This window comes from Glycomyces artemisiae (assembly GCF_003002955.1).
Taxonomy (GTDB): domain Bacteria; phylum Actinomycetota; class Actinomycetes; order Mycobacteriales; family Micromonosporaceae; genus Glycomyces; species Glycomyces artemisiae.
In genome coordinates this window covers 63922-90318 of sequence record NZ_PVTJ01000004.1, presented here as the reverse complement: position 1 = coordinate 90318, position 26397 = coordinate 63922, and the positions used below count along the sequence as shown (strand labels likewise).

Sequence of the window (26397 nt, the reverse complement as noted above, 5' to 3'; positions counted from 1 at the left end):
ACCGTAACGATTCGAGTGCATTTTCCGAGTGGAACGGTGGGAGCAGTGCCGGACATCAAACGCCTGGTCATCGTCGAGTCCCCGGCGAAGGCCAAGACGATCGCCTCGTACCTCGGGGCCGGCTACATCGTCGACTCCTCCCTCGGGCACATCCGCGACCTCCCGCGCAGCGCGAAGGAGATCCCGGCGAAGTACAAGGACAAGGCCTGGTCGCGGCTCGGCGTGGACGTCGACAACGACTTCGCGCCGCTGTACATCGTGAACCCGGACCGGTCCGCGCATGTCAAGAAGCTGAAGGGCTACCTCGCCGAGGTCGACGAGCTCTTCCTCGCCACCGATGAGGACCGCGAGGGGGAGGCCATCGCGTGGCACCTCCTGGAGACGCTGAAGCCGAAGATCCCGGTGAAGCGCATGGTGTTCCACGAGATCACGCCGCAGGCGATCGCCGAGGCGGCCGCGAACCCGCGGGAGCTGAACCAGGACCTGGTGGACGCGCAGGAGGCGCGGCGCATCCTCGACCGGCTGTACGGGTACGAGGTGAGCCCGGTCCTGTGGAAGAAGGTCATGCCGCGGCTGTCGGCCGGGCGCGTCCAGTCCGTGGCGACGCGGCTCGTCGTCGAGCGCGAGCGGGCCCGCATGGCGTTCCGCTCCGCGGACTACTGGGACGTCACCGCGAACCTGTCGACCGCGGACGACCAGCGGTTCAAGGCCACCTTGATCGCCGTGGACGGCGACCGGGTCGCCACCGGCAAGGACTTCGACGCGGCCACCGGCACCGCCCGCGGCAACGTCGTGCACCTCGACGAGGCGGGCGCCCGCGGCCTCGCCGGGCGCCTCGAAGGGCGCGACTTCACCGTCCTCAAGGTCGACAAGAAGCCGTACCGGCGCCGCCCGTACCCGCCGTTCATCACCTCGACGCTCCAGCAGGAGGCCGGGCGCAAGCTGCGGCTCTCCAGCGCGCAGGTCATGAGGGTCGCCCAGCGGCTCTACGAGAACGGCCACATCACCTATATGCGAACCGACTCGACGAACCTGTCGGCGACGGCGATCAACGCCGCCCGCGCGCAGGCCGCCGAGCTGTACGGCGCGCAGTACGTGCCCGCCGAGCCGCGCCACTACGCGCGGAAGGTGAAGAACGCGCAGGAGGCGCACGAGGCGATCCGGCCCGCCGGGGACGTCTTCAAGACCCCGAACCAGCTGAAGAACCAGCTCTCGGCCGAGGAGTACCGGGTCTACGAGCTCATCTGGCGGCGCACGCTCGCGTCGCAGATGGTCGACGCCACCGGGAACTCCACGTCGGTGCGCGCCCGCGCCGTCACCACGTCGGGGGAGGAGGCCGACTTCGGGGCCTCCGGCAAGACGATCACCAACCCGGGCTTCCTGCTCGCGTACGTCGAGTCCATCGAGGAGGGCGACGCCGACGACGCGGAGAAGCGCCTCCCCGAGCTGACCGAGCGCCAGCAGCTCGCCGAGAAGGGCCTCGAAGCGGCCGGGCACACCACCCAGCCGCCCGCCCGGTACACGGAGGCGAGCCTCGTGAAGGCCCTGGAGGAGCGCGGGATCGGGCGGCCCTCGACGTACGCGTCGATCATGCAGACCATCCAGGACCGCGAGTACGTCTTCAAGAAGGGCCAGGCGCTCGTGCCCGCGTTCCGGGCGTTCGCGGTCGTCGGCCTCCTGGAGCGCCACTTCCCGCGCCTGGTCGACTACGACTTCACCGCCGGGATGGAGGACGAGCTCGACGGCGTCGCCGCCGGGCAGGAGTCCCGCGAGGAGTTCCTGCGGAAGTTCTACTTCGGCGGCAAGGACAAGGAGGGGACCGTCGCCGCCTCCGGGGGCCTGCGGCACATGGTCGAGGAGGAGCTGGCGAAGATCGATGCGCGCCAGGTCAACTCGATCCCCCTGTACACCGACGACCAGCAGCGCCAGGTCGTCGCCCGGGTCGGCCGGTACGGGCCGTACCTGGAGCGGACCACGCCCGCGCAGGCCGAGGCCGGGGAGCCCGGCGAGCGCGTCTCCGTCCCCGAGTCCGTCGCGCCCGACGAGCTGACCGAGGCGAAAGTGGAGGAGCTGTACGAGCTCGGGTCCGCCGAAGGCGAACTGGGCACGCACCCCGAGACCGGGGAGCCCGTGTTCGCCAAGAGCGGCCGGTACGGGCCCTACGTCACCTCCGGCGAGAAGTCCTCGTCGCTGCTGACGGGCCAGAAGCTCTCGGAACTGACCCTCGACGACGCCGTGCAGCTGCTGACGCTGCCGCGCCTGGTCGGCAAGGACGCGGAGGGCGAGGAGATCCGCACGGGCCTGGGCCCGCACGGGCCGTACGTGAAGAAGGGCCGCGACTACCGGTCGCTCGACCGGGAGGAGCAGCTGTTCTCCCTCACGCTCGAAGAGGCCGAGAAGCTCCTCGCGCAGCCGAAGACCCGCGGGCGCCAGCAGCGCGCGCAGACGCTCCTCAAGGAGCTGGGGCCCGACCCGGTCACCGGCAAGGAGGTCTCGCTCAAGGACGGGCGCTTCGGCCCGTACGTGACCGACGGCGAGACGAACGCGTCGATCCGCAAGACCGACTCCGTCGAGGACCTGACGATCGACCGCGCGGCCGAACTGCTCGCCGAGCGGCGCGAGAAGGTCGCCTCCGGCGCGGTCCCGGCGAAGAAGACCGCGAAGAAGGCGGCCAAGAAGACCGCCGCGAAGAAGACCGCCGCCAAGAAGGCGGTGAAGAAGGCCGCCGCCAAGAAGACGGCGGCGAAGAAGACGACGGCCGCGAAGGCGGTCAAGAAGGCCGCGAAGAAGCCCGCGCCGGGCGAGTAGCGGCCGGAGCGCACGGCCCGGTCCTCTCACCACGGGACCGGGCCGTTCGCCGTTGCCCGAATTTGTGGCATGTCTGACATCCGGATGTCACAGGCCACGCTTACCCTCGGCGTGTCCGCCTACGGTTCAACCGTTCGTAAACTATTTTCTGCTTGGATGCAACCTGGTCGCGGGTCAGTCGCGTCAAGGCTTTGCGGACACGGCTCATAGCGGAGCCGCAAGCGTCCGATGTGGCCTAAAACGGCAATTCTTCGAAAGCGGGTTTCGAGCACATGCGCATCACTTTCCTGGTCCGGAACATCTGGGGCATCGGAGGCACCATCAAGACCACCCTGAACACCGCCGAAGCGCTGGCAGGGCTCGGTCACGACGTGACGATCGCATCGTGCATCAGAAGCAAGAGGAAAGCCGACTTCCCCGTCGACAAAAGGGTGAAGGTCGTCAATCTCTGGGACACCAGGAAACCGGAGGACGGCGGCGAGAAGCTCAATTTCATCGAGCGCTGGCAGGCGAAGTCGAAGTCGGTGCTCGACGCCGACAAGGTCAACAACATGGGCGAGTCGTCGAAACTGCTCGATGTCCGAGTGAAGAAGTTCCTGGCCCGCCACGATACGGACGTCGTGGTCGGCACGCAGATCAGCGTGAACCTGTACATGGCGATGTACGGCCGCCCCGAGCGGTACGCGATGGTCGCCCAGGAGCACCTGTACCTCGACCACTACGCCGAGCGGCACCGCGAGCTGATCCTGGAGAACTACCCGAAGTTCGACGCGATCGTCACGATCACCGAGGCCGACGCGAAGGCCTACCGCGAGGCCCTGCCGCAGGCCGCCGACAAGGTCACGTGCGTCTCGAACGCCATCCCGGCGAACCCGCTGCCGCCCTCGGAGCTCACCGAGCCGGTCATCATGACCGCCGGGCGCCTCACCGGCATGAAGGGCTTCGACATCCTCGTGCACGCGTTCGCGCAGGTCGCCGACGAGTTCCCGGAGTGGAAGGTGAAGATCTTCGGCCGCGGGCGCGACCGCACCAAGATCACCAACCGCATCAAGGACCACGGCCTCGAAGACCGCATCCTGCTGCCCGGGCCGAAGACGCCGCTCGACGCCGAGTGGCAGCACGCGTCGATCGCCGCGATCCCCTCCCGCTTCGAGCCGTTCGGGCTCGTCATCGTGGAGGCCATGGCCGCGGGCCTGCCGGTGGTGTGCACCGCCGTCAAGCACGGCCCCCTGGAGATCGTCCGCGACGAGGAGAACGGCCTGCTCGTCGAGCCGAAGAACCCGACCGAGCTGGCCGGGGCGCTGCGCCGCCTCATGGGCGACCCGAGCCTGCGCCGCAAGCTCGCCGACGCCGGCCGGGAGACCGCCAAGCGCTACGAGCCCCAGAACGTCGTCGGCGGGCACGTGGACGTCTTCGAGAAGGTCCTCGCCGCCCGCGCCTGACCGCGGGGCTCCGCCGGTCCGGGCCGGAGGGACCGTAGATTGGGCGGCACCAAGCCGCCGAGGACCGGGAGACGACCGTGACCACCGCTCAGCCGACGATCGCGGCCGTGCTCGCCGGAGGGACCGGCGCCCGCATGGGCGCCGCCCTCCCCAAGCAGCTCCTGGAGGTCGCGGGCAAGCCGGTCCTCCAGCACACGCTGGAGGCGTTCCAGGCGAGCGCCGCGGTCGACCGGATCGTCCTCGTCATGGCCGAAGGCCACCACGAAGCGGCCTGGACCATAGCCAAGTCCGCAAATGTGACAAAACTCTCGGCGGTGATCGGCGGCGGGGCCTCCCGCGCCGACTCCTCCGCCGCGGCCATCCGCTGGGCGCGGTCGCAGGTCGGCGTCGGGGACCGCGCGAAACTGCTCGTCCACGACGCCGCCCGCATGCTCGTCACCGGCCGGATCATCGCCGATGTGGCCGCGGCCCTCGACGACGGCGAGGCCGTGACCGCGGTGATCCCCTCCTCGGACACGGTCGTCGAAGTCCACGGCGGACGCATCACCGCCGTCCCCGACCGCGCCGGACTCGCCCGGGTCCAGACCCCCCAGGGGTTCCGGCTCGGCCTCATCGCCGAGGCCCACGCCGCCGCCGCGGACGACCCGGCGTTCACCCCCACCGACGACTGCTCGGTCGTCCTGCGCTTCCGCCCCGACGTCCCCGTCCGCACCGTCGCGGGCGCCGAACGGAACCTCAAGGTCACCTCGCCCGCCGACCTCGTCTTGGCGGAAGCCCTGCTCAGAGCCTGAAACGGGCCGCGAGCAGCCGCGGCGCGGCGCTCCCGGCAGGGGGCCGCGGAAGGTGTGACACCCGGGTCCACCGCACGTTGGGCTATGCGTCATCGCACGTTCAACTAGGTAAACTGCACCAATCCAGCATCCCAATCGAACGAGGTGGCTCTCGACATGTCCACGAACATCGTGATCCTCGCGGCCGGCGTCGGCTCCCGGCTCGGCAAACCGCACCCCAAGCCCCTGACGCCCCTGAACACCGGCGAGACCATCCTCGGCCGCTCGCTGCGCCTGCTCACCTCCCGGTTCAGCCGCCACTCCATCCACCTCGTCGTCGGCTTCAAGAAGGAGATGATCATGGAGGAGGTGCCCGACGTCGGCTTCATCTACAACCAGGCCTACGGCGACACCAACACCTCCAAGAGCCTCCTCAAGGCGTTCACCATCCTCGGCCCCGGCGGGGTCCTGTGGCTCAACGGCGACGTCGTCTTCGACCCGCAGGTCCTCGACGTGCTCCTGCCGCACATCGCCATGGACCACTCCTTCGTCGCCGTGAACACCGCGAAGGTCTCCGACGAGGAGGTCAAGTACACGCTCGGCGCCGACGGCTACATCAACAAGCTCTCCAAGCGCGTCTCCGAAGGCGCCCTGGGCGAAGCGGTCGGCATCAACTACGTGTCCGCCGACGACCGCGCGCTCGTCGCCAAGCGGCTCGCCGAGGTCGACGACCAGGACTACTTCGAGGGCGGCATCGAGCTCGCCATCGAGAAGGACGGGCTCAGGTTCGAGGCCGTCGACATCTCGCAGCACAACGTCATCGAAGTGGACTTCGCGGAAGACCTGAACTCCGTTAACCAGCACTTCAAGTAATTGGAACCGGAAGCGTCGAACCGGCGAGCTAGAACTACTTGCGACACAGCCATGCGAGACCGAATCCGAGGCACGGCGAGTTGAAGAGACTGCTGAAATCCTGGCCCATCCGAACGAACCTGCTGGCGGTGGGGGCGGTCGTCGCCGCCGTCGCCCTCACCGACACGCCATGGCTCACCACAGCGTTCTCGCTCGCCGTGTTCGGGGTCGCCGCCTGGCAGGACCGGACCGGCGTCGCCGGCTTCCGCATCCCCCGCACCCTCGCCGCGCTCGCGCTGCTCATCCTCGCCTGGTACTCCGGCGGCCTCGACCGCTGGCCGATGCTCCTCGCCGGGCTCGGCGTCACCCTCTTCATCGCCTACGCCGACATCTTCAACCGGGCCCTGAACGTCGGCTACCTCCAGACCCACAACCTCGACATCGTGCGGACCCGCCGCTCCCAGCTCACCACGCCCGGATCGGTCGGCCGCCTCTTCGACGCCGTGTCCATCCTGTACGTCCTCGGCTCGCTCCCGCTGGGGGAGTTCCGGTTCGGCGCCGACCTGATCGTCCTCGCCGCCACCGCCGCCGCGTTCGGATGGATCGGCTCGGCCGTGCTCCAGAACTACCTGCACCGCCGCAAGGTCTCCCACCCCGTCGACATCCAGGTCATCAGCGCCGTCCGCCGCCTCCAGCCGAAGTTCGTCATCCACTTCGCCGGCGCCCGCGAATCGGAGTACCAGCTCCAGATGTGGCTCGACTACTTCGAGGCCGTCGGCGACCCGTACCTCATCATCATCCGCGACCGGTACCTCGTCGACGGCATCGCCGCCCGCACCAAGGCCCCGATCGTCCTCGTCCCGGCCCAGTCGGTCCTCGACACGCTGCTGCCCTCCAGCGTCCGCGCCTGCTACTACGTCAACCACGCGGTCAAGAACGCGCAGCTCATCAAGCTCGACAAGTACCTCCACGTGCAGCTCATGCACGGCGACTCCGACAAGGCCATCAGCCGCAGCCCCGTCTCGCTCATGTACGACCGGGTCTTCGTCGCCGGACAGGCCGGCGTCGACCGCTACCACCGCCACGGCGTCGACATCCCCAACTACAAGTTCCGCCGCATCGGCCGGCCCCAGCTGCACGCCATGCAGGTCGGCCGCCGCGACAAGGCCGACGAGGGCCGCCAGACCGTCCTCTACACGCCCACCTGGACCGGCCTGACCGCCGACGTCAACTACTCGTCCCTCAAGCAGGGCAAGAAGATCGTGCAGGCGATCCTGGCCCGCGACGTCGACGTCATCTTCCGCACCCACCCCTACACCCGCACCAACGCCGCCTACCAGGCGCTCGCCGACGACATCAAGTCCCTCATCGCCGAGGACGCCGCGAAGACCGGCCGCCCGCACCTGTGGGGCGACCAGGCCGAGTCCGCCGTCAGCCTCACCGACTGCATCAACGCCGCCGACGTCGCGATCTCCGACATCTCCGGCACCGCCTCCGACTGGCTCTACTCGGGCCGCCCCTTCGCCATGACCGACCCGAAGGGCTTCGAGGAGCACTACCTCGACGAGTTCCCGCTCGCCAAGGCCGCGTACCTGCTGAAGCCCGACGCCGGGAACATCGACGCCGTCCTCGACGAGCTGCTCCTACGCGACTCCAAGGCCGACCTGCGCGCCGAGGTCCGCGAGTACTACCTCGGCGACATCAAGCCCGGCGACCTCATCGAAGTGTTCGCCGCCGAAGTCAGGGACACCTACGCGCGCCAGGTCCGCAAGACCGCGACCGGCGAGTCCGCACTGGCCCAGGCCGCCTGACGCCGCCGCGACCGCGGGGCCCGCCGACTCCGGCGGGGCCCCCGCGTCGCGTCCATTTCGGTGATCCCTGCCACCGGAGACAAACATCGGACGTGTTTACTTCATCTTGGGTTAAGAGCCCGTTAACTCATTCATCCGATGGAGCACACATGTCCCGACTGTGGAGACAGCGGTACGAGATCGTCGCCATCACGGCGGTCGTCGCCGCGACCGCGGCGCACACGCACCTGCTGGCCTACGCACTCGCCGCCGCGGTCCTCGCGACCACGGCCTGGTACTACCGCGACAACCTCTCCGCGATGCGCACCGCGCGGCTCATCGCCGTCATCGCGGTCCTCGTCGCGGCCTGGTCCGACACCCCGCAGCGCTGGGAGCTCATCGTCGGCTGCGTCCTCGTCGCCGGCTTCCAGTCGGTCGCCGGGGCCATCCGCATCGCACTGTCACTGTCGTACCTGGAGACCGCGAACCTCGACGTGCGCCGGACGCTGCGCGGCCGCGCCGCCGCGCCGGTCCCGATCGCCCTGGTCACCGGCTTCACCGCCGTGGCCCTGCCCCTGGCCGCCGCCGCCCCCGCGGCGCTGCGGCCCGCCGCCGACTGGGCCGCGCTCGTCCTCGTCCTCGCCTCGCTCGTGTGGGCCGGCGACGCGGTCGTCGCGAACCTGCTGCTGCGCCGGCGCGTGTCGCACCCCATCGACGAGGCCGTCGTCGCCGCCGTCGAGCGCCTCCAGCCGAAGTACGTGGTGCACTTCGGCGGCGCCCGCCTCTCGGAGTACCAGATCGAGATGTGGCTGCCGTACTTCGACAAGATCGGCGACCCGTACCTCGTCCTCGTCCGCGACGAGTTCCTCATGCGCGGCACCGTCGCGTGCACGAGCGCCCCGGTCGTGCTCGCCCCCGGCCAGTCGGTCCTCGACAAGCTCCTGCCCGAGAGCGTCCGCGCCTGCTTCTACTCCAACCACGCGCAGAAGAACACCGCGCTCATCCGCCACGGCGAGCTCCTGCACATCCAGCTCATGCACGGCGACTCCGACAAGGCGATCAGCCGCAGCGCCCTCTCGCTGATGTACGACCGCGTGTTCGTCGCCGGGCAGGCCGGCGTCGACCGGTACCACCGCCACGGCGTCGACATCCCCGAGCGGAAGTTCCGCCGCATCGGCCGCCCGCAGCTCCACGGCATCAAGGTCGGCCCGCGCGAGAAGGGCCCCGACGAGCCGCCCGTGCTCCTCTACGCCCCCACCTGGACCGGCTTCACCGAGGACGTCAACTACTCGTCGCTGAAGGAAGGCGCGACGATCGTCGAGGCCGCCCTGGCCCGCGGCGTCGCCGTCCACTTCCGGACCCACCCCTACACCAGCACCAACGCCGCCTACCAGGCCCGCGCCGAGGCCATCCGCGCGATGCTCGCCGCCGACGCCTCCCGCACCGGCCTGCCGCACCGCTGGGGCGCCGCCGCCGAGTCCGAGATGTCCCTCGCCGACTGCATCAACGCCGCCGACGCGGCCGTGTGCGACATCAGCGGCGCGGCCTCCGACTGGCTCTACAGCGGCAAGCCGTTCGCGATGACCGACCCGCGGGGCCTGGGCGGCGGCTACCTGGAGGAGTTCCCCGTCGCCGCCGGCGCCTACCTGCTCAAGCCCGGCGCGAAGAACGCCGAAGCGGTCATGGCGGAGCTGTTCGACACCGACTCCAAGGCCGCGCAGCGGGCCGGCACCCGCGAGTACTACCTCGGCGACCACGCGCCCGAAGACCTGTTCGAGGTCTTCGCCGACGCCGTCCGCGAGACCTACGCGCAGCCGGTCGTCAAGACCGCCGGCGCCGTCGAGACCGCCGCGTAGCGCGCTTCCCCGCGCCCCGGCTCAGATCCGCCGGGGCGCGGGGAGCAGCTCCGGCGACCGCACGCTCGCCGGGTGCGGGGCGACCAGGCCGCGGCGCTCGCGCTCGGCGCACAGGTCGGCGAGCTTCTCGTAGGCCGCGGCGCCGAGCAGCTCGGTCAGCTCCACGGCGTACGACAGGTACACCGGCTCCGAGGCGGTGTGGGCCAGCGGCGAGCCGGTGCACCACCAGTCGAAGTCGTGGCCGCCGGGGCCCCAGGAGGCCCGGTCGAACTCGGTGATGAGCGTGACCGACACGTCGGTGCCGTCGGCGCGGTGCTCGGTCTTGAAGTCGCGCTTCACCGGGAGCTGCCAGCACACCTCGGGCTTGTACTCCATGGGGTGGACGCCGTCGCGCATCGCCTGCTGGTGCAGGGCGCACCCGGCGCCGGTCGGGAAGCCCTCGCGGTTGTGGAAGACGCAGGCGCCGTCGACGACCGCGGTCTTCTTCGCGGGCTCCTCCTCGCCCTCCTCGTTCTCCAGGGTGTCGTCGACGATGGTGTGCTTCCACTTGCGGTGGAGCTGCCACGTCTCGGGCGTGAGCTTCTTGACGATCTCCCTGGTGCGGCGGATGTCGGCCTCGTCGGTGTAGAACGCGCCGTGCAGGCAGCACCCGTCCGCGGGCCGGCTCTTCTCGATCCCGGGACAGCCGCCCTGGTCGGGGTGCCTGCCGAAGATGCACCCCCAGCGGGACAGGAGCCAGGTCAGGTCGGCGCGGACCATCGTGTCGGAGTCAGCGGGATCGAAGAACTCGACCCACTCGCGGTCGAAGTCCGCGGGCACCTCGTCGGTCATCCGTCAACGGTACCTGCACCGCACGTTCAGGACCGGTTCACGCCGCGCTGACCACGAAGCCGACGGCCGGTTTCGGACACGGCGTACCCTGGTGGGCGTGACCCAGTCCGTCCCGGTTCTGCTGTCGACCACGTCCGTGTACCCCGAGCCAACCGCGGTGGGGTTCGAGCTCGCCGCCGAGCTCGGCTACGACGGGGTCGAGCTGATGGTCTTCACCGACCGGGTCTCCCAGGACCCGTCGGCGGCGGCCAGCCTCGCGAAGCACTACGGCGTCAAGATCGGCGCCGTCCACGCCCCGTGCCTCCTCGTCACCCAGCGGGTGTGGAGCGCCGACCCGTGGACGCGGCTGCGCCGGTCCGTGCAGGCCGCCGAATACCTCGACTCCCCGACGGTGGTCATCCACCCGCCGTTCTCGTGGCAGCGGGACTACGCGGCGAAGTTCTCGACGGTCCTCGACGGGCTCAGGGCCCGGTACCCGGGGGTGACGATCGCGGTCGAGAACATGTTCCCGCTCAAGGTCGGGAAGCGGAACCTGGTGCCGTACCGGCCGCACTGGGACCCGACCCGGCACGGGTACGACTCGTACACGCTCGACCTGTCGCACTGCGCGGCCTCCGGGGCCGACGCGCTCGCGATGGCCGAGCGGATGGGCAAGGGGCTCAGGCACATCCACCTGTGCGACGGGACCGCGCCGGGCGCGGACCAGCACCTGGTGCCCGGCCGCGGGACGCAGCCGTGCGGGGAGCTGCTCGGGGCGCTGGGGAAGGCCGGCTGGGACGGGTCGATCACCGTGGAGGTGTCGACCCGCAAGAGCGGCAACCGCACCCGCAGGGCGGAGGACCTGCACGAATCCCTCAAGTTCGCGAGGGACGCTCTCGTCTCCCAGTCGCCAGCGTGACACCTCCTCGCCAGCCGGAGTTCTCCATGTATTAACTGGAGGTGTCCTCTGTATGATCGATCGCGCACCAACCCAGTGCGAAGTCCAGACCGTTCCGGAGAACGCGGAGAGACACGTGCCTGACCAACAGCGGGAGTTCATCCCCCCGGCGAAGCCGCACATCGGCGAGGCCGAGATCGAAGCGGCCGTAGCGGTACTGCGCAGCGGCCGGGTCGTCCAGGGCCCCGAGGTGGCCGCCTTCGAAGAGGAGTTCGCCAAGGTCTCCGGGACGGCCGAGTGCGTCGCCGTCAACTCCGGCACGTCGGCCCTCCAGCTCGCCCTCCTCGCCATGGGCATCGGCCCCGGCGACGAGGTCATCGTCCCCTCCTTCTCGTTCGCCGCCAGCGCGAACGCGGTCCGCCTCGTCGGCGCCGAGCCGGTCTTCGCCGACATCGAGCCCGGCACGTTCTGCGTCGACCCCGCGCACGTCGAGGCCCTCATCGGCCCCAAGACCGCCGCGATCATGCCCGTGCACCTGTACGGCCACCCCGCCGACATGACCCGCCTCACCGCACTGGCCGAGCGCCGCTCCCTGGCGATCCTGGAGGACGCCTGCCAGGCGCACGGAGCGCAGGTCGAGGGCCGCCCGGTCGGCTCCTTCGGCGCCGCGGGGACGTTCAGCTTCTACCCGACGAAGAACATGCACGCCCTCGAAGGCGGCATGGTCTCCACGGACGACCCGAAGCTCGCCCGCACGCTCCGGCTCCTGCGCAACCAGGGCATGGAGGTGCGGTACCAGAACGAGATCGTGGGCGCGAACATGCGCATGACCGACGTGTCGGCCGCGATCGGGCGGGTCCAGCTGACTCGGCTGGGCGAGTGGACCGAGCAGCGCCGCGCCAACGCCGCGCACCTCGACAAGGGGCTCGCCGGCGCCGCGGGCGTCGTCGTCCCGCCGGTCGCGCCGTGGGCGCGCCACATCTACCACCAGTACACGGTGCGGGTGCCCGAGGGCCGCGACGCGGCCCTGGAGCAGCTGAACGCCGCCGGGGTCGGCTCCGCCGTGTACTACCCCGTCCCGATCCACAGGCTCGCGCCGTACGCGCACATCGAGGCGGACCTGCCGGAGACCGACCGGGCCGCGGCCGAGGTGCTGTCCCTGCCGATCCACCCCGCGCTGAGCGAGGGCGACCTCGACCGCATCGTCGAGGCGGTCCACTCCCTGGAGCCGGCGCAGTGAGCGCCGGGCGTCTGCGCGCCGGCCTGGTCGGCATGGGGGCGATGGGCCGCAACCACGCCCGCGTCCTGAACGCCCTCGACGGCGTCGACCTTGTCGGGGTCGCCGACCCGGTGGCCGACGCGGCCGCGGTGCCCGCGGGGCGCCTGGTCGAGGACGTCGAGCAGCTGATCGGCCTCGGCGTGGACTACGTCGTGGTGGCCTGCCCGACGGCGTACCACGAGCAGGTGGGCCTGGCCCTGGCCGAGGCCGGGGTCCACGCGCTCATCGAGAAGCCGCTGGCGCACACCACGAAGGCCGCGCAGGTCCTCGCGGAGGCGTTCGAGTCGCGCGGCCTGGTCGCGGGCGTGGGCCACATCGAGCGGTTCAACCCGGCGGTCACGAGCCTGCGCGAGCGCCTGAAGGCGGGCGAGCTGGGGGAGGTCCTCCAGATCGCGACGCGCCGCCAGGGCCCGTTCCCGGGCCGGATCGCCGACGTCGGGGTCGTCAAGGACCTCGCGACGCACGACATCGACCTGACCGGGTTCGTCACCGGCCAGACGTACAGCACGGTCACCGCGCACACGGTGTCGCGGTCGGGCCGGGAGCACGAGGACATGATCTCGGCGGTCGGCCAGCTGTCGGGCGGCGCGATCGCGAACCACTCGGTGAACTGGCTGAGCCCCTTCAAGGAGCGCACGGCGGTCGTCACGGGCGACCGCGGCTGCTTCATCGCCGACACGCTGACGGCGGACCTGACGTTCTACGCGAACGGGGTCGAGGCGACCGAGTGGGAGGCGATCAGCAACTTCCGCGGGGTCTCCGAGGGCGACATGGTCCGGTACGCGATCCGCAAGCGCGAGCCGCTGCTGGTCGAGCACGAGCACTTCCGGGACGCGGTCCTGGGGAAGCCGAACGACATCGTCGACCTGCGGCAGGGGGCGAGCACCGTGGAGGTGTCCGAGTCGATGCTCCGGTCCGCCGCGACCGGGGAGACGGTCGTCCTCGACGGAAGCCGGGCATGAGCGCGGTCCCCGACGTCACGGTCGTCATCCCGGTGTACAACACGATGCCGTACCTGACGGCGTGCCTGGACTCGATGGCGGCGCAGACGATCGGCGCCGACCGGTTCGAGGTCGTGGCCGTGGACGACGGCTCGACGGACGGCTCCGACGAGGAGCTGGACCGCTTCGCGGCCGAGCACCCGGGACTGCTCCGGGTGGTGCACCAGGCGAACTCGGGCGGTCCGGCGGCGCCGTGCAACGCGGCGCTGGAGATCGCGCGGGGCCGGTACGTGTTCTTCATCGGCTCGGACGACTACTTCGGGCCCGAGGCCCTGGAGCGGATGGTCGACCGGGCGGACGAGCTGGGCTCGGACGTCCTGCTGTGCAAGATGGTCGGCGTGAACGGGCGCAAGGCGCCCGACGTGTTCGCCGAGGACGTCGCCGACGCCCCGTTCCCGACGCCGGAGCTGGCGTGGGCGCTGTCGAACACGAAGCTGTTCCGGCGCGAGCTGGTCGAGTCGGAGGGGCTGCGGTTCCCCGAGGGGATGGCGGTCTGCTCCGACGTGCCGTTCACGCTGCGCGCCATGGCGAAGGCGTCGAAGATCACGATCCAGTCGGACTACGACTCGTACTACGCGGTGAAGCGCGAGACCGGCGGGAACCTCATCTACTCGACCGGGCCGGTCGAGTGGGTGCACGCCGCCGAGCAGATCGTGGCCGCGATCGAGGACCTGTACGGCCCCGGGCCCGAGCGCGAGGCGCTCATGTACCGGGTGTTCTCCCGCGAGATCGCCAAGTGCGTGCAGCCGCAGTTCCTGACCGCGGACAAGTCGTCGCGCGAGAAGTTCTGGGAGGCCGTCGCGGGCTTCTGCGACGCGCACCTGACCGAGGCGATCCGCGAGCGGCTGCCGACCGAGAAGCGCGTGCGCATCTCGCTGGCGCAGCGGCGCGAATGGGACCGGCTGGAGGACGCGATCCGCGAGGACGCCCCGCGCTTCCTGATCGAGGACGGGCGCGTGTTCGTCCGCTACAGCGGGTTCCGCGAGGGCTGCCCCGACTCGTGGTACGAGGCGACGGCAGAGCGCGTGATCGGCCGCCTCGCCAAGGGGATCGACCCCGTCGACCTGGCGTGGGCGGGGGACCGGGCGACCGGGTTCTTCCTGGAGTACTGGTTCCGCGTCCCGGTCGCGGGACTGGAGCCGGACGCGGTCGGCGTCAGCGCCGAGCGCCTCGTCAAGGCCAAGGGTCCGGCCGCCCGCCGGTCGGTCCCGGCCGGAGAGTTCCACGTCCACGACGTGGCCGCCGAGGTCGAGCTGCGGCCCGACGGCGACACGACGGTGCTCGCGGCCCGGCTGCCACTCGGCGACCTCGCGGGCACCGCGGGCCGCTGGTCGCTGCGCGGCCACCTCGCGATGGGGCCGTTCGTGTACGACCTGCCCCTCACCGCGGTCAAAGGCCCCGTCGAGCGGCAGGGCCGCCCGGGTAACGTGTCCGTGGACTGGGGGCGGAAGTCCCTCATCGTCGTGCATTCGTCGGGCAAGCCGTCGCTGAAGCGCCGCGTGGCGAACCTCGTCGGCCTCAAACCGAGCAGGAAGTGAACATGAGAGTCTCTGTCGTCGCATTGGGCAAGATCGGGCTGCCGCTGGCCGTCCAGTTCGCCGCGAAGGGCCACGAGGTCATCGGCGCCGACGTGAACGCGAAGGTCGTCCAGGCCGTCAACGACGGCGTGGAGCCCTTCCCCGGCGAGCACCTGCTCGGCGAGAAGCTGAAGGAGGCCGTGGCCGCCGGGAACCTGCGGGCCACCACGGACACCGCGGCCGCCGTCGCCGAGTCCGAGGCCGTCGTCATCGTCGTGCCGCTGTTCGTCGACGCCGAGGGCGTCCCGGACTTCGGGTGGATGGACGCCGCCACGCAGGCGGTCGCCAAGGGCCTCAAGCCGGGCACGCTCGTCTCCTACGAGACGACGCTGCCGGTGGGCACCACGCGCGAGCGCTGGGCGCCGATGCTGGAGGCCGGCTCGGGCCTCACCGCCGGGAAGGACTTCCACCTGGTGTTCAGCCCCGAGCGGGTCCTGACCGGGCGGGTCTTCGCGGACCTGCGCCGCTACCCGAAGCTCGTCGGCGGCATCGACGAGGCGTCCGCCGAGGCGGGCGTGCGGTTCTACGAGGCCGTGCTCGACTTCGACGAGCGCGACGACCTGCCGCGGCCCAACGGCGTGTGGGACCTCGGGTCCGCCGAGGCGTCGGAGATGGCGAAGCTCGCCGAGACCACGTACCGGGACGTCAACATCGGCCTCGCGAACCAGTTCGCGCGCTTCGCCGACAAGCAGGGCCTGGACGTCATGAAGGTCATCGAGGCGTGCAACTCGCAGCCGTACAGCCACATCCACCGGCCCGGCATCGCCGTGGGCGGGCACTGCATCCCGATCTACCCGCAGATGTACCTGTGGAACGACCCCGACGCGACGGTGGTGCGCGCCGCCCGCGCCGCGAACGCCGCGATGCCGTCGTACTCCGCGGACGTCCTCGAAGCGGCCCACGGGGGCCTGGAGGGCGCCTCGGTGCTCGTCCTCGGCGCGGCCTACCGCGGCGGGGTCAAGGAGACCGCGTTCTCCGGGGTGTTCCCGCTCGTGGAGTCGCTGAAGGCGAAGGGCGCCGCGGTGTACGTGAGCGACCCGATGTACACCGACGCGGAGCTGGAGGCCGAGGGGCTCGTCCCGCACCGCGGCGAGACCGTCACCGCCGCCGTCGTGCAGGCCGACCACGCCGAGTACCGGTCGCTGTCCGCCGCGGACCTGCCGGAGGTCGCCGTCCTCCTCGACGGGCGCCGCATCACGGACCCGGCCGCCTGGGAGGGCCGCCGCCACATCGTCATCGGCCAGTAGGCCCCTGGACGCGAGCGCCCGCCCGGTCGGATGACCGGGCGGGCGCTTTCACGTCGCCGCTCAGGCGAGTTCGAGGCCCGCGGCCGATTCGCGGTAGCGCTCGCCGGTGGCGGGGCATTCCCACAGGCCGTCGCCGGCCTCCTTCAGGCGCTCGCCGGAGCGCCCGACCCAGCCGGCGCGGCGGGCGGGCACGCCCATGACGAGCGCGTGGTCGGGGACGTCCTTGGTGACGACGGCGCCCGCGGCGACCATCGCCCACCTGCCGATGCGGACGGGGGCGACGCACACGGCGCGCGCGCCGATCGAGGCGCCCTCGGCGATGTCGACGCCGACGGCCTCCCAGTCGGCGGCGCCCTTGCGGCCGCCGTCGACGCCCACGGCGCGCGGGTTGTGGTCGTTGGTGAGGACCGCGGCGGGGCCGATGAACACGCCGTCGGCGAGCCGCGCGGGCTCGTACACGAGGGCGTAGTTCTGGATCTTCACGTTGTCGCCGATCTGCACGCCGGTGCCGATGTACGCGCCGCGCCCGATGACGCAGCCGGCGCCGAGGGACGCGCCCTCGCGGACCTGCGCGAGCTCCCACACGCTGGTGCCGTCCCCGATCGCGGCGCTCTCGTGGACCTGGGCCGTCGGTTGAATCCGGTGTGCCATCGCTCGCCTTCGCGTCGTCCGTTGTACCTGCGCCCCGATCATACGGACGGCCCTCCGCGACCCCGACGCGGCGGGAGCCGACGCCTGGGCGAGCGACCAGGTTGCACGATGTGCCCAAGGATCGCGAAACCGGGCCGACATGCGAACATAAGGCCGTGTTCATGTAATCTCCTATGTGCCGCCGCGGCCCCGAGCCCGGCGCCGCCGCGGCCGGACAGGAGACGCAGGACAGCAGTGGTGACCCAGGACCAGGAGCGGCACGTCGCCGTACTCACGCCGTGGTACCCCGACGCCCAGATCCCGTTCTCCGGCGCGTTCGTGGAGTCCATGGCGGCGGCCGTCGCGCCCGGCCTCGACCGGCTCGACGTGTTCCACACCGACGAGTGGATCGTCAACGCCTCCGCCGAACGGCGCGAGCGCATCTGGGACGCCCACGCCGGGATGCTGCCCCGGTCCGTCCCGCCCGTCAGGACCGTCGCGGGCGCCCGCCTGCGGCGGGTCCCGGTGATCCTCCCGAAGTCCAAGTGGCGCGACTTCGGCGAGCGCGCCGAGCACCACGCCCACTGGCTGAAGGCGGCCCTCGGCGGCGAGCCGATCGAGGCGCCCGTCATCCACGCGCACGTCCCGATCTACAGCGCCTGGGCGGCGCTCCAGAACTGCCGGCCCGACGCGCGCGTCTACGCCACCGAGCACGCCTCGTTCCTGGTGAAGATCCTCCGCCAGCCGCGCGCCCGCGCGATGTACGACGAGATCCTCCACCGGCTCGCCGGGTACTTCGTCGTCGGCGACGTCCTCCACGACGTCGTCGCCGGGACCTTCCCGCACCACGCCGACAAGATCCGGTACATCGCGAACCCGATCGACTTCGGGACCCGCCGCGCCGCCCCGCCGACGGCGCTGCGCCGCTGGCTGTCGGTCGCGTCGTTCAAGGCCGGGAAGCGCCACGACCACCTGCTGCGCGCGTTCGCGGCCTGCCGCGCGGACGACCCGTCCCTGACGCTGACCCTCGCCGGCGACGGCGTCCTGCGGCCCGAGATCGAAGCGCTCGTCGACGAGCTGGGCGTCCGGGAGGCCGTGACGTTCCTCGGGATGGTCCAGCCCTCCGAGGTCCCCGGGATCATGGCCGCGCACGACGTGCTCGTCCACCCCAGCGCCTTCGAGACGTTCGGCGTGGTCGCCGTCGAGGCCGTCGCCGCGGGCCTCCCGGTGCTCATCACCCGCTGCGGCGGGCCCGAGCTGGTGCTCGACGGCATCGAGGACGCCGCGGGCGTCATGATCGACGTCGTCGACGACCCGCAGGCGCTCGTCGACGGCTACCGGCTCCTGCGCGAGCGCTACCCGTCGAAGACCGACCTCGAACACGCCCGCGGGCACCTCGAATCGAAGTACGGTTATGAGGCCATTGGCGCGCAGTACCACCGGATCTGGTTCGGAGAGAACGGAGCCGAGCGATGAACGTCCTGTTCGTGGCGCCCTCCGGCGCCCGGGCCAAGGCCCTCGCCACCGAGACCCGCCGCGCCGCCGACGCCGGGCACCGGGTCCTCCTGGTCGCCGAGAGCGAGGCGAAACTCGCCGGGCACGACCTCGACGGCCGCGTCGAGACGCACTGGATCGGCTCCTCCGCGGTGAGCTACACCGAGCCGGCCGCCACCCGGTTCTTCCGCCGGAAGGTCCCGCTCGGGTTGCTGCGCCGCGTCGGCCGCGGGCCGCTGCGCAGGCGCGCCCGCAAGGCCGCGAAGCACTACCGCGCCACCGTCATCGCCGGGCTCGACGCCGACAAGAAGACCCGCACGCAGCGCCTGCGCCGCGACCGCCGCGACGCGGTCGTCCGCGAGCAGGTCCAGCGCTGGGCCCCCGACTGGGTGGTGCTCCACGAGCCGCTCGCCGTCGAGGCCGTCGCCGGGTTCCTGCCCGCGCTCATCGCCGAGCGTCCCGCGCTGCGCACCACGTACGCCTTCGAAGAACTGTGGGACGAGACCGATGGCTGAGCGACCGCGCCTGCTGTACCTGGCGTTCTTCTTCCCGCCCTCGCGCGCCAGCGGCGTCTTCCGCGCCCGCGCCACCGCGAACTACTTCGCCGAGCAGGGCTGGGACGTGACCGTCCTGCGCGGCCCCGACCGGTTCTTCGACGAGATCACCGGCGCCCGCGACGACGCCATGACCGCCACGGTCGACCCGCGCATCGAGGTCGCCGAGGTCGAGATGGACTACTTCCGGTGGGAGACCGACGTCCGCCGGTACGGGCGCTTCCGCGGGAACTTCCCCGCCGCGGCCCGCAACTGGTTCAACTGGAAGCAGGACCACGTCTTCCCCGACAAGTACCAGGGCTGGGGCGTGAACGCCCTCCGCGAGGGGCTGCGGCGCCACCGCAGGCGCCCGTTCGACCTCATCGTCGCGACCGGGAACCCGTTCGCGTCCTTCGGATCCGCGTGGGCCCTCTCCAAGCTCACGCGCCGCCCGTTCGTCGTGGACTACCGCGACGCGTGGACGCTCAACCAGTTCGAGAACGCCGACATGTTCCCGCCGGAGCACCCCGCGTGGAAGTGGGAGCGGCGCATCCTCGGCTCGGCCGCCGCGTCGCTGCACGTCAACGACGCCCTGCGCGGCTGGCACGCCCGCAAGTACCCCGAGGCCGCCGACCGGATGCAGGTCGTCCTCAACGGCTGGGACCCCGACGTCGTCTCCGACGAGCCGCCCGCGGCCGACGAGGACCGGCCCCTGTCGTTCTCGTTCGTCGGCACCCTCACCCACGTGCAGCCCATCGGCTCGCTCCTGGACGGGTACCGGATCATGACCGAGCGCGACGCCCACGCGGGCGCCCGGCTGGACTTCTACGGCCACATCGGGTTCTTCGCGAACACCGAGGACGAACTGCGGGCCCAGCTCGGGCTCGACGAGGAGATCCCCGGCGTCACGATCCGCGGCCCGGTCCCCAAGCCCGCCATCGCGACCGCGTACGCCGCCAGCGACGTCCTCGTGTTCATGACCGGCGGCTCGAAGTACGTGACCACCGGGAAGGTCTTCGAGTACATGGCGACGGGCAAGCCGATCGTCTCCGTCCACGAGAAGGGCTGCGCCGCAGAGGAGCTGCTGCGGGACTACCCGCTGTGGTTCGAGCCCGAGAGCCTCGACCCGGAGCATGTGGCGGCGGCGATGGCCGACGCCGGGGACGCCGCCCGCAAGGCCGACCCCGACACGGCCGCGCAGGCCCGCGAGTACGCCCAGTCGTTCACCAGGTACGCCGCGCTCCGGCCGTTCGAGCAGTGGTCCCGCGACCTCGTCGCGAAGCGGAAGGGGTAGCGCCGTGGACACCAAGCGAAGCGCCGCGGGCACGGCCGAGCGCGAAGCGGCCGCCCGCCGCGAAGTCGCCGTCGTCTTCAAGAAGGGCGCCCTGCCGCGGCTCAACGAGTACGTCGCCGAGGTCGCCCCGAGGGGCGTCGAGGTCACGGTCCTCGTCGCCAACGGGCCCGGCTGGCGCAAGGCCGAGAAGGTCGACGGCCGCGCGCAGGTCCTCAGCATCGGCCGGCGCGAGAACCGCCAGCCCGGCGTCTGGCTCTACCTCATGGCCGTCGAGCGCGCCCCGCGCGCCGTCCTCAAGCGGCTGGAGCAGCGCCTGCCCGGCAAGGCCGGACGGGCCGCCGGACGCGCCCGCCGGATCCACCGCAAGGCCACCGGGAAGCTCCGCACGTGGGTGTTCTGGCCCGTGTACCGGCCGCTGCGCCCGCAGGCGCTGCGCCGCATCGCGGGCCGCCGCGTCGAGGCGCTCGGCCTGGCGCGCGCCGACCGCGTCGTCATCCTCGACGAGGGCGCCGTCCCCTTCGGATGGATGCTCGCCAACCGGTTCCCCGGACTCGAAGTGACGAGGACCCTGGACAAGAAGCGCCACGAGGACCTCCCCGTCACCGGCCCGACCGAGGCCCCCGAGGCCAGGGACCCGTACATCCGGATCTGACCGCCGCCTCCGGGAAACAGCGGCTGAACACTTCGGCGCGGCACCCTCAACATTAGGGAAACGCCAGGTGACGCAGCCCGTCTCGTACGATGTGCCCGCCGGGAACTCGCGTTTGCCCGGCAGGCGTACGTTGAACTCGGAGGAACGATGGCGGAGCACCCCCGGCGGGTCGTGATGCTGGTGCAGAACGGCGTCACCGGCGATTCGCGCGTGCAGAAGGAGGCCGAGTCCGCCGCCGCGGCGGGGTACGAGGTCGTCCTGCTCGGCGCGTCGCCGTCGGGGAAGGCCGAGGAGTGGGCGCTCGGCGGGGCCACGGTGCGCCTCGTGCCCGTCAACCGGGTGTTCGACCGCCGCCGCCACGAGATGCGCCGCGGCTGGCTGCGCTCCCCGCTCGCGTACCCGCCGGGGCCGCTCGCGGCCTACCGGCAGCGGCAGGCGCGCGCGTGGCGCGCCGACCTCGACACCGAGCGGGCCCGCGGGGCGTCGGCGCTGGCGCTGGCGCCGCGCGAGGCCGCGTACCGGGCGTTCTGGGGCTGGACCGGGTTGCGCCGCAAGGCGACCCGGAAGCTCGAAGCGGACCGCGCTGCGGCGAAGGGCGGCGCCGACCGGCTCGCCGCGATTTTCTGGAAGGCGACGATGGGCGACCGGGCGTGGCGGCGCCTCGACCCGGCGCTGTGGGACCTGGAGCTGTCGTTCGGCCCCGTCGTGGACGAGCTGCGCCCGGACCTGATCCACGCCAACGACTTCCAGATGCTCGGCGTCGGCGCGCGCGCGAAGCTGCGCGCGAAGGCCGCGGGCCGGGACGTGAAGCTGGTGTGGGACGCGCACGAGTACCTGCCCGGCATGAAGTCGTGGAAGAGCCACCCGTGGTGGAAGGACGCGCAGATCGGCCACGAGCGCGAGTTCGCGCCGTACGCCGACGCCGTGGTCACCGTCTCGGAGCTGCTCGCGGAGATGCTCCGCGACCGGCACGGCCTCAAGGAGCTCCCCGAGGTCGTCATGAACGTGCCCGACACGTCGGGCGCGGTCGAGCAGCCCGTGCCGGGCCTGCGCGAGCGCTGCGGCATCGGCCCCGGCACGCCGCTCATGGTCTACTCGGGCGCGCCGCTGGAGCAGCGCGGCCTGCACATCCTCGTCGAGGCCCTCCCGGACCTGCCGGGCGTCCACGCCGCGCTCATCGTGTCGTACCCGCAGTGGCGGTACATCAAGCGCACGCAGGAGCGGGCCGCCGAGCTCGGGGTCGCCGACCGCGTCCACGTCCTCGAATACGTGCCGCACCGCCAGGTCGTGCCGTTCCTGGCGGAGGCGGACCTGGGCGTGATCCCCATCCACCACTGGGGCAACCACGAGATCTCCCTCATCACGAAGTTCTTCGAGTACTCGCACGCGCGCATCCCCGTGGTCGTCTCGGACGTGAAGACCATGTCGGGACTGGTGCACCGCACCGGCCAGGGGGAGGTCTTCACCGCCGAGGACACCGCCGACTTCACGCGCGCCGTGCGGGCCGTCCTCGACGACCCGGAGACGTACCGCAAGGCGTACGCCGAGCGCGTCCCGCTCGACGAGTGGACCTGGGACTCCCAGGCGAGGCGGCTCACCGACCTGTACGGGCGCCTGCTGGGCGCCTGAGAAGAGGAGCACCGGACACAGTGAACGCAGACCGGCACGTCGCCGTGGTGACGCCCTGGTACCCGGACCCGCAGGTGACCTACGCGGGGGCCTTCGTCAAGGCCCAGGTGGAGGCCGTCGCCGGGGGGTGCTCGGACCTGGACGTGTACCACCTGAAGAGCTGGCCGGTCGGCGAGGCGGGCGCGCCGCTGGACGCGAACCCGGAGGTCCTCGACCTGCACGCCCGGCTGCTGGCGCGCGCCGACGCGCCGCTGGCGACCGCGGGCGGGGCGGTCCTGCACCGGGTCCCGACGCTGACGCCGCGGGACACCGCGTGGATCACCCACTCCGACGCGTCGGCGCGGTGGCTGCGCACGTTCCTCGGCGGCAGGCCCCTGGACGCGCCGATCGTCCACGCGCACGTGCCGATCACCGGCGGCTGGGCGGCCCTGGAGAACGCGGCGCCGGACGCGCGCGTCTACATGACCGAGCACTCGTCGTTCCTCGCCGACCTGCTGGACCAGCCCGCGGCCCGCGCCCGCTACGAGCAGGTCCTGGAGCGCGCCGACGGGTTCTTCGTCGTCGGCGAGCCCCTGCACGACCTCATCGCCGCGACGTTCCCGCGGTTCGCGGACAAGCTGGAGTACATCGCGAACCCGATCGACTTCCGCACCGCCCGCGCCGAGGCCCCGCGGTCGCTGCGCCGGTGGCTGTCGGTCGCGGCCCTGAACGAGCGCAAGCGCATCGACTACCTCCTGGAGGCGTTCCGCCGCTGCCGCGCGGACGACCCGGAGCTGACGCTGACCCTCGCCGGCGACGGGAAGCTGCGCCCGGCGCTGGAGGCCCTCGCCGCGGACCTCGGCGTCGCCGACGCCGTGGCGTTCCTCGGCTCGGTGGACCCCTCGGAGGTCCCGGGGCTCATGGCCTCCCACGACCTGTTCGTCCACACCAGCCGCCACGAGACGTTCGGCGTCGTCGTGGTCGAGGCGCTCGCGGCCGGGACGCCGGTCCTGGTGAGCCGCTGCGGCGGCTCCGACCAGGTGCTGCGCGGCATCGAGTCGGAGGCCGGGCGGCTCTACGACGTGGACGACGACCCGGACGTGCTCGTCGCCGCCTACCTGGAGCTGCGCGAGCGGTACCCGGAGAAGACCGATGTGGACGCGGCGCGGGAGCTCCTGCGCGCCAAGTACTCCTACGAGACCGTGGCCGAGCGCCACTTCGAGGTCTGGGACCGGGAAGGCCGCCGATGAGGATCGTGTTCGTAGCGCCCAAGAGCGCGTGGCGCCAGGCCCTCGCGGCCGAGTCGCGCGCCGCGGCCGACGCCGGGCACGCCGTGCGCGTCGTCGCCGAGGAGAACCCCGACTGGGACCTGACGCCGCTCGACGAGCGCGTCGAAGTCCGCTGGACCGGCGCGACGAAGGTCAGCGCCCCCGAACCCGCCTTCATCGCGGTGTTCCTGCGGAAGATCCCCCTCGGGGTCCTGCGCGCCGTCGGCCGCGGGCCGCTGCACGGGCCCGCCGACAGGCTCTCGCGCTGGTGGCGGCGCACGGTCCTGGGCCCGCTCAAGCGCCGCCGCTGGCCCGAGACGAAGCGGCTGCGCGAGGCGCACCGCCGCGACGCCGTCGCCGCCGCGGTCGCCGCGGGGGACTTCGACTGGCTCGTCCTCCACGAGCCGCAGGCCGTCGAACTGGGCGTCCACTGGCTGCCGCGGCTCCTGGACGAGCGCCCCGAGCTCGTCACCACCTTCTCCTTCGAGCCCCGAGCGGAGGCCGCCCGTGAGCGCTGAGCGCCCGCGCCTGCTGTACCTGGCGTACTACTTCCCGCCCTCGCGCGCCAGCGGCGTCTTCCGCGCCCGCGCCACCGCGAACCACTTCGCCGAGCAGGGCTGGGACGTCACCGTCCTGCGCGCCCCCGACAGGTTCTTCTACGACATCATCCGCTCCGTCGACGAGGCGCTCGTGGAGACGATCGACCCGCGCGTGACCGTCCTCCAGCCGGAGATGGACTTCTTCGCGTGGGAGAACGACCTGCGCGACTACTCGTTCTGGCGCGGGAACTTCCCGGTCCTCGCGCAGAAGCGCTACCAGCGCCGCCTGGACCGGACCTTCCCCGAGCACTACGTCACGTGGGCCGAGAACGCCGTCAAGACCGGCCGCCGCCTCCACCGCGAGCAGCCGTTCGATCTGGTGGTCGCGACCGGGAACCCGTTCGCGTCGTTCTGGGCCGCATGGGAGCTGGAGCGCCGCACGAAGGTCCCGTTCGTCATCGACTACCGCGACTCGTGGACCCTCGACCAGTTCGGCAACACCGACAAGTTCCCGCCCGGGCACGCCGCCTGGCGCTGGGAGGCCGAGATCCACCGCACCGCCTCGGCCGCGGTCCACGTCAACGACGCGCTGCGCGCCTGGCACGCCGCGAAGTACCCGTTCGCCGCCGACCGGATGCAGGTCGTCCTCAACGGCTGGGACCCCGACATCATGGACGCCGAGGCCATCGCCTCGGCCCCCGATGAGGCCCGGCCGCTGTCGTTCGCGTTCATCGGGACCCTCACCCACGTGCAGCCCATCGAGTCGCTGCTGGAGGGGCACCGGCTCTTGGCCGAGTCCGGGGCCCACCCCGGCGCGGGCCTGGACCTGTACGGCCACATCGGGTTCTTCTCCTCGCAGGAGATGAAGCTCCGCGCCGAGCTGGGCCTCGACCGCGAACGGCCCGGCGTGGCCTACCGGGGCCCGGTCCCCAAGTCCGAGATCGGCACCGCGTACGCCGCCAGCGACGTCCTCGTGTTCCTCAACGGCGGGTCCAAGTACGTCACGACCGGGAAGGTCTTCGAGTACATGGCGACGGGCAAGCCGATCGTCTCGGTCCACGAGAAGGGCTGCGCCGCAGAGGAGCTGCTGCGGGACTACCCGCTGTGGTTCGAGCCCGCGAGCCTCGACCCCGCCGACGTCGCCGCCGCGATGGCCGACGCCGGGGACGCCGCCCGCAAGGCCGACCCCGACACCGCGGCCCGCGCCCGCGCGTACGCCCGCTCCTTCACCAGGGAGGCGGCGCTCGCCCCGTTCGAGCAGTGGGCGCGCGAGCTCGTCGCCCGGAAGGCACGGTGACCGCGATGACGACCCCCGACCGCGTCCTGGTGGTGGCCTTCAGGAAGGCCGCCGTGCAGCGCGTCAACTCCTACCTCGACTACCTGCTCTCCCGGGGCGTGCCCGTCACGGTGCTCGTCGCCGACGGGCAGGGCTGGAAGCAGGCGCCGCGCTTCGACCCGCGCGCCGAGGTCCTGTCGCTCGCCGACCGCGAGAACCGGCAGCCGTTCGTGTGGACGTACACGATGCTCGTCGAGCGCGGCCCCGGCGGCCTCTTCCGCCGCCTCGGCAGGGCCCCGGGCCCGATCGGCGGCGCCGGCCGCAGGCTCGGCCGCCTCCACGTCAAGGCCGTCCGCAAGATCCGCAAGTGGTTCTTCTGGCGCGGCTACCAGGCCGTGCGCGGCCACAGCCTGCGCCGGATCGCCCTGCGCCGCCTGGAGCCGCTGCGCCTCGACGGGGTCCGGCGCGTGGTCGTCGCCGACACCGCGGCCGTTCCCTTCGGGTGGACGCTCGCCCGCCGCCGCCCCGGCCTGGAGGTCACCCGCGCGATGGACGTGAGCGCCTTCGAGCCCCTCCCGGTCACCGACCCCGCCCCTGAGCTGGGCTTCGACCCGGCCGCAGCGGAGCGGCCGTACGCGCAGGTGTGACCGGACTCCGCCAACGACCACACCGAACCGAGGCGGCAGTATCGCCGGACCTTGGAAGAGGAGCGTTCCTTCCCTTCCAGGGCTTGGTTTCCAATGTTGCGGCACACGTGTTATGGCACCGTGACC

General features: G+C 71.7%; 22 protein-coding genes. 20 read left to right on the top strand and 2 right to left on the bottom strand.

What is annotated here, in order from left to right; translation table 11 throughout:
* Nucleotides 1–45 precede the first annotated feature (45 nt).
* From topA to B0I28_RS11790, 6 genes are all read left to right on the top strand, one after another.
* Nucleotides 46–2808: a type I DNA topoisomerase gene (gene topA / locus B0I28_RS11815; protein ID WP_245888951.1), complete on the top strand. Its 2763-nt coding sequence runs from the start codon at nucleotides 46–48 to the stop codon at nucleotides 2806–2808.
* Between the two features lie 272 nt (nucleotides 2809–3080).
* The gene (locus B0I28_RS11810; RefSeq protein WP_106364036.1) at nucleotides 3081–4250 is read left to right on the top strand and encodes a glycosyltransferase family 4 protein; all 1170 of its coding nucleotides are present in this window, start codon (nucleotides 3081–3083) and stop codon (nucleotides 4248–4250) included.
* A 77-nt stretch (nucleotides 4251–4327) separates the two neighbouring features.
* Nucleotides 4328–5041, top strand: coding sequence for an IspD/TarI family cytidylyltransferase (locus tag B0I28_RS11805; protein WP_219926719.1), 714 nt, complete (start codon nucleotides 4328–4330; stop codon nucleotides 5039–5041).
* Between the two features lie 156 nt (nucleotides 5042–5197).
* Entirely contained in the window at nucleotides 5198–5893 is a 696-nt protein-coding gene (locus tag B0I28_RS11800; protein ID WP_106364035.1) for a phosphocholine cytidylyltransferase family protein, read from the top strand.
* Between the two features lie 80 nt (nucleotides 5894–5973).
* Nucleotides 5974–7683 (top strand): CDP-glycerol glycerophosphotransferase family protein, encoded by a 1710-nt coding sequence (locus B0I28_RS11795; protein ID WP_146148058.1) that lies wholly within the window; start codon nucleotides 5974–5976, stop codon nucleotides 7681–7683.
* A 149-nt stretch (nucleotides 7684–7832) separates the two neighbouring features.
* Complete coding sequence (locus B0I28_RS11790) at nucleotides 7833–9518, top strand: CDP-glycerol glycerophosphotransferase (protein WP_106364033.1); 1686 nt, start codon at nucleotides 7833–7835, stop codon at nucleotides 9516–9518.
* A gap of 21 nt (nucleotides 9519–9539) precedes the next feature.
* On the opposite strand, the gene B0I28_RS11785 is transcribed toward B0I28_RS11790, so the two are convergent.
* Nucleotides 9540–10349 (bottom strand): DUF3109 family protein, encoded by an 810-nt coding sequence (locus B0I28_RS11785; RefSeq protein WP_106364032.1) that lies wholly within the window; start codon nucleotides 10347–10349, stop codon nucleotides 9540–9542.
* A gap of 97 nt (nucleotides 10350–10446) precedes the next feature.
* Here B0I28_RS11785 and B0I28_RS11780 point away from each other — a divergent pair, with 97 nt between their 5' ends.
* From B0I28_RS11780 to B0I28_RS11760, 5 genes are all read left to right on the top strand, one after another.
* Complete coding sequence (locus tag B0I28_RS11780) at nucleotides 10447–11247, top strand: sugar phosphate isomerase/epimerase family protein (protein ID WP_106364361.1); 801 nt, start codon at nucleotides 10447–10449, stop codon at nucleotides 11245–11247.
* 115 nt (nucleotides 11248–11362) lie between these two features.
* Complete coding sequence (locus B0I28_RS11775; RefSeq protein ID WP_219926718.1) at nucleotides 11363–12466, top strand: DegT/DnrJ/EryC1/StrS family aminotransferase; 1104 nt, start codon at nucleotides 11363–11365, stop codon at nucleotides 12464–12466.
* Nucleotides 12467–12498: 32 nt separating this feature from the next.
* Nucleotides 12499–13467, top strand: a complete 969-nt coding sequence (locus tag B0I28_RS11770; protein WP_425433441.1) for a Gfo/Idh/MocA family oxidoreductase — start codon at nucleotides 12499–12501, stop codon at nucleotides 13465–13467.
* Nucleotides 13464–15044 (top strand): glycosyltransferase family 2 protein, encoded by a 1581-nt coding sequence (locus B0I28_RS11765; protein WP_106364029.1) that lies wholly within the window; start codon nucleotides 13464–13466, stop codon nucleotides 15042–15044. Before B0I28_RS11770 ends, B0I28_RS11765 begins: the two co-directional genes overlap by 4 nt.
* Before the next feature lie 2 nt (nucleotides 15045–15046).
* Nucleotides 15047–16330, top strand: coding sequence for a nucleotide sugar dehydrogenase (locus B0I28_RS11760; protein ID WP_106364028.1), 1284 nt, complete (start codon nucleotides 15047–15049; stop codon nucleotides 16328–16330).
* Nucleotides 16331–16390: 60 nt separating this feature from the next.
* On the opposite strand, the gene B0I28_RS11755 is transcribed toward B0I28_RS11760, so the two are convergent.
* Nucleotides 16391–16981: an acyltransferase gene (locus tag B0I28_RS11755; protein ID WP_106364027.1), complete on the bottom strand. Its 591-nt coding sequence runs from the start codon at nucleotides 16979–16981 to the stop codon at nucleotides 16391–16393.
* Nucleotides 16982–17218: 237 nt separating this feature from the next.
* On the opposite strand from B0I28_RS11755, the gene B0I28_RS11750 reads away from it, so the two are divergent.
* The 9 genes from B0I28_RS11750 (at nucleotide 17219) to B0I28_RS11710 (ending at nucleotide 26271) form a co-directional block, all read left to right on the top strand.
* The gene (locus B0I28_RS11750) at nucleotides 17219–18436 is read left to right on the top strand and encodes a glycosyltransferase (RefSeq protein WP_219926717.1); all 1218 of its coding nucleotides are present in this window, start codon (nucleotides 17219–17221) and stop codon (nucleotides 18434–18436) included.
* Nucleotides 18433–18969, top strand: a complete 537-nt coding sequence (locus tag B0I28_RS11745) for a hypothetical protein (RefSeq protein ID WP_106364026.1) — start codon at nucleotides 18433–18435, stop codon at nucleotides 18967–18969. The genes B0I28_RS11750 and B0I28_RS11745 overlap by 4 nt, the downstream gene beginning before the upstream one ends.
* A complete protein-coding gene (locus B0I28_RS11740; protein WP_106364025.1) occupies nucleotides 18962–20281 on the top strand; it encodes a glycosyltransferase in 1320 nt (439 codons plus the stop codon). Before B0I28_RS11745 ends, B0I28_RS11740 begins: the two co-directional genes overlap by 8 nt.
* A gap of 4 nt (nucleotides 20282–20285) precedes the next feature.
* Nucleotides 20286–20933 carry a hypothetical protein gene (locus B0I28_RS11735; RefSeq protein ID WP_106364024.1) on the top strand — a complete coding sequence of 216 codons (648 nt, stop codon included), beginning with the start codon at nucleotides 20286–20288 and terminating at the stop codon, nucleotides 20931–20933.
* A gap of 147 nt (nucleotides 20934–21080) precedes the next feature.
* Entirely contained in the window at nucleotides 21081–22562 is a 1482-nt protein-coding gene (locus tag B0I28_RS11730; RefSeq protein WP_219926716.1) for a glycosyltransferase family 4 protein, read from the top strand.
* Nucleotides 22563–22582: 20 nt separating this feature from the next.
* Nucleotides 22583–23791, top strand: a complete 1209-nt coding sequence (locus B0I28_RS11725) for a glycosyltransferase (RefSeq protein ID WP_219926715.1) — start codon at nucleotides 22583–22585, stop codon at nucleotides 23789–23791.
* Nucleotides 23788–24327, top strand: coding sequence for a hypothetical protein (locus tag B0I28_RS11720; protein ID WP_106364023.1), 540 nt, complete (start codon nucleotides 23788–23790; stop codon nucleotides 24325–24327). Before B0I28_RS11725 ends, B0I28_RS11720 begins: the two co-directional genes overlap by 4 nt.
* On the top strand, nucleotides 24317–25645 hold the full coding sequence (locus B0I28_RS11715) for a glycosyltransferase (RefSeq protein ID WP_219926714.1): 1329 nt from the start codon (nucleotides 24317–24319) through the stop codon (nucleotides 25643–25645). The genes B0I28_RS11720 and B0I28_RS11715 overlap by 11 nt, the downstream gene beginning before the upstream one ends.
* Before the next feature lie 5 nt (nucleotides 25646–25650).
* A complete protein-coding gene (locus B0I28_RS11710) occupies nucleotides 25651–26271 on the top strand; it encodes a hypothetical protein (protein ID WP_146148057.1) in 621 nt (206 codons plus the stop codon).
* The last annotated feature ends 126 nt before the right edge of the window (nucleotides 26272–26397 follow it).

Coding starts and splice junctions, on each gene's coding strand:
- B0I28_RS11760 (WP_106364028.1), top strand. CDS start 15,047: ATGAGAGTCTCTGTCGTCGCATTGGGCAAGATCGGGCTGCCGCTGGCC.
- B0I28_RS11785 (WP_106364032.1), bottom strand. CDS start 10,349: ATGACCGACGAGGTGCCCGCGGACTTCGACCGCGAGTGGGTCGAGTTC.
- B0I28_RS11810 (WP_106364036.1), top strand. CDS start 3,081: ATGCGCATCACTTTCCTGGTCCGGAACATCTGGGGCATCGGAGGCACC.
- B0I28_RS11770 (WP_425433441.1), top strand. CDS start 12,499: ATGGGGGCGATGGGCCGCAACCACGCCCGCGTCCTGAACGCCCTCGAC.
- B0I28_RS11720 (WP_106364023.1), top strand. CDS start 23,788: ATGAGGATCGTGTTCGTAGCGCCCAAGAGCGCGTGGCGCCAGGCCCTC.
- B0I28_RS11790 (WP_106364033.1), top strand. CDS start 7,833: ATGTCCCGACTGTGGAGACAGCGGTACGAGATCGTCGCCATCACGGCG.
- B0I28_RS11765 (WP_106364029.1), top strand. CDS start 13,464: ATGAGCGCGGTCCCCGACGTCACGGTCGTCATCCCGGTGTACAACACG.
- B0I28_RS11730 (WP_219926716.1), top strand. CDS start 21,081: ATGGCGGAGCACCCCCGGCGGGTCGTGATGCTGGTGCAGAACGGCGTC.
- B0I28_RS11710 (WP_146148057.1), top strand. CDS start 25,651: ATGACGACCCCCGACCGCGTCCTGGTGGTGGCCTTCAGGAAGGCCGCC.
- B0I28_RS11800 (WP_106364035.1), top strand. CDS start 5,198: ATGTCCACGAACATCGTGATCCTCGCGGCCGGCGTCGGCTCCCGGCTC.
- B0I28_RS11740 (WP_106364025.1), top strand. CDS start 18,962: ATGGCTGAGCGACCGCGCCTGCTGTACCTGGCGTTCTTCTTCCCGCCC.
- B0I28_RS11755 (WP_106364027.1), bottom strand. CDS start 16,981: ATGGCACACCGGATTCAACCGACGGCCCAGGTCCACGAGAGCGCCGCG.
- B0I28_RS11745 (WP_106364026.1), top strand. CDS start 18,433: ATGAACGTCCTGTTCGTGGCGCCCTCCGGCGCCCGGGCCAAGGCCCTC.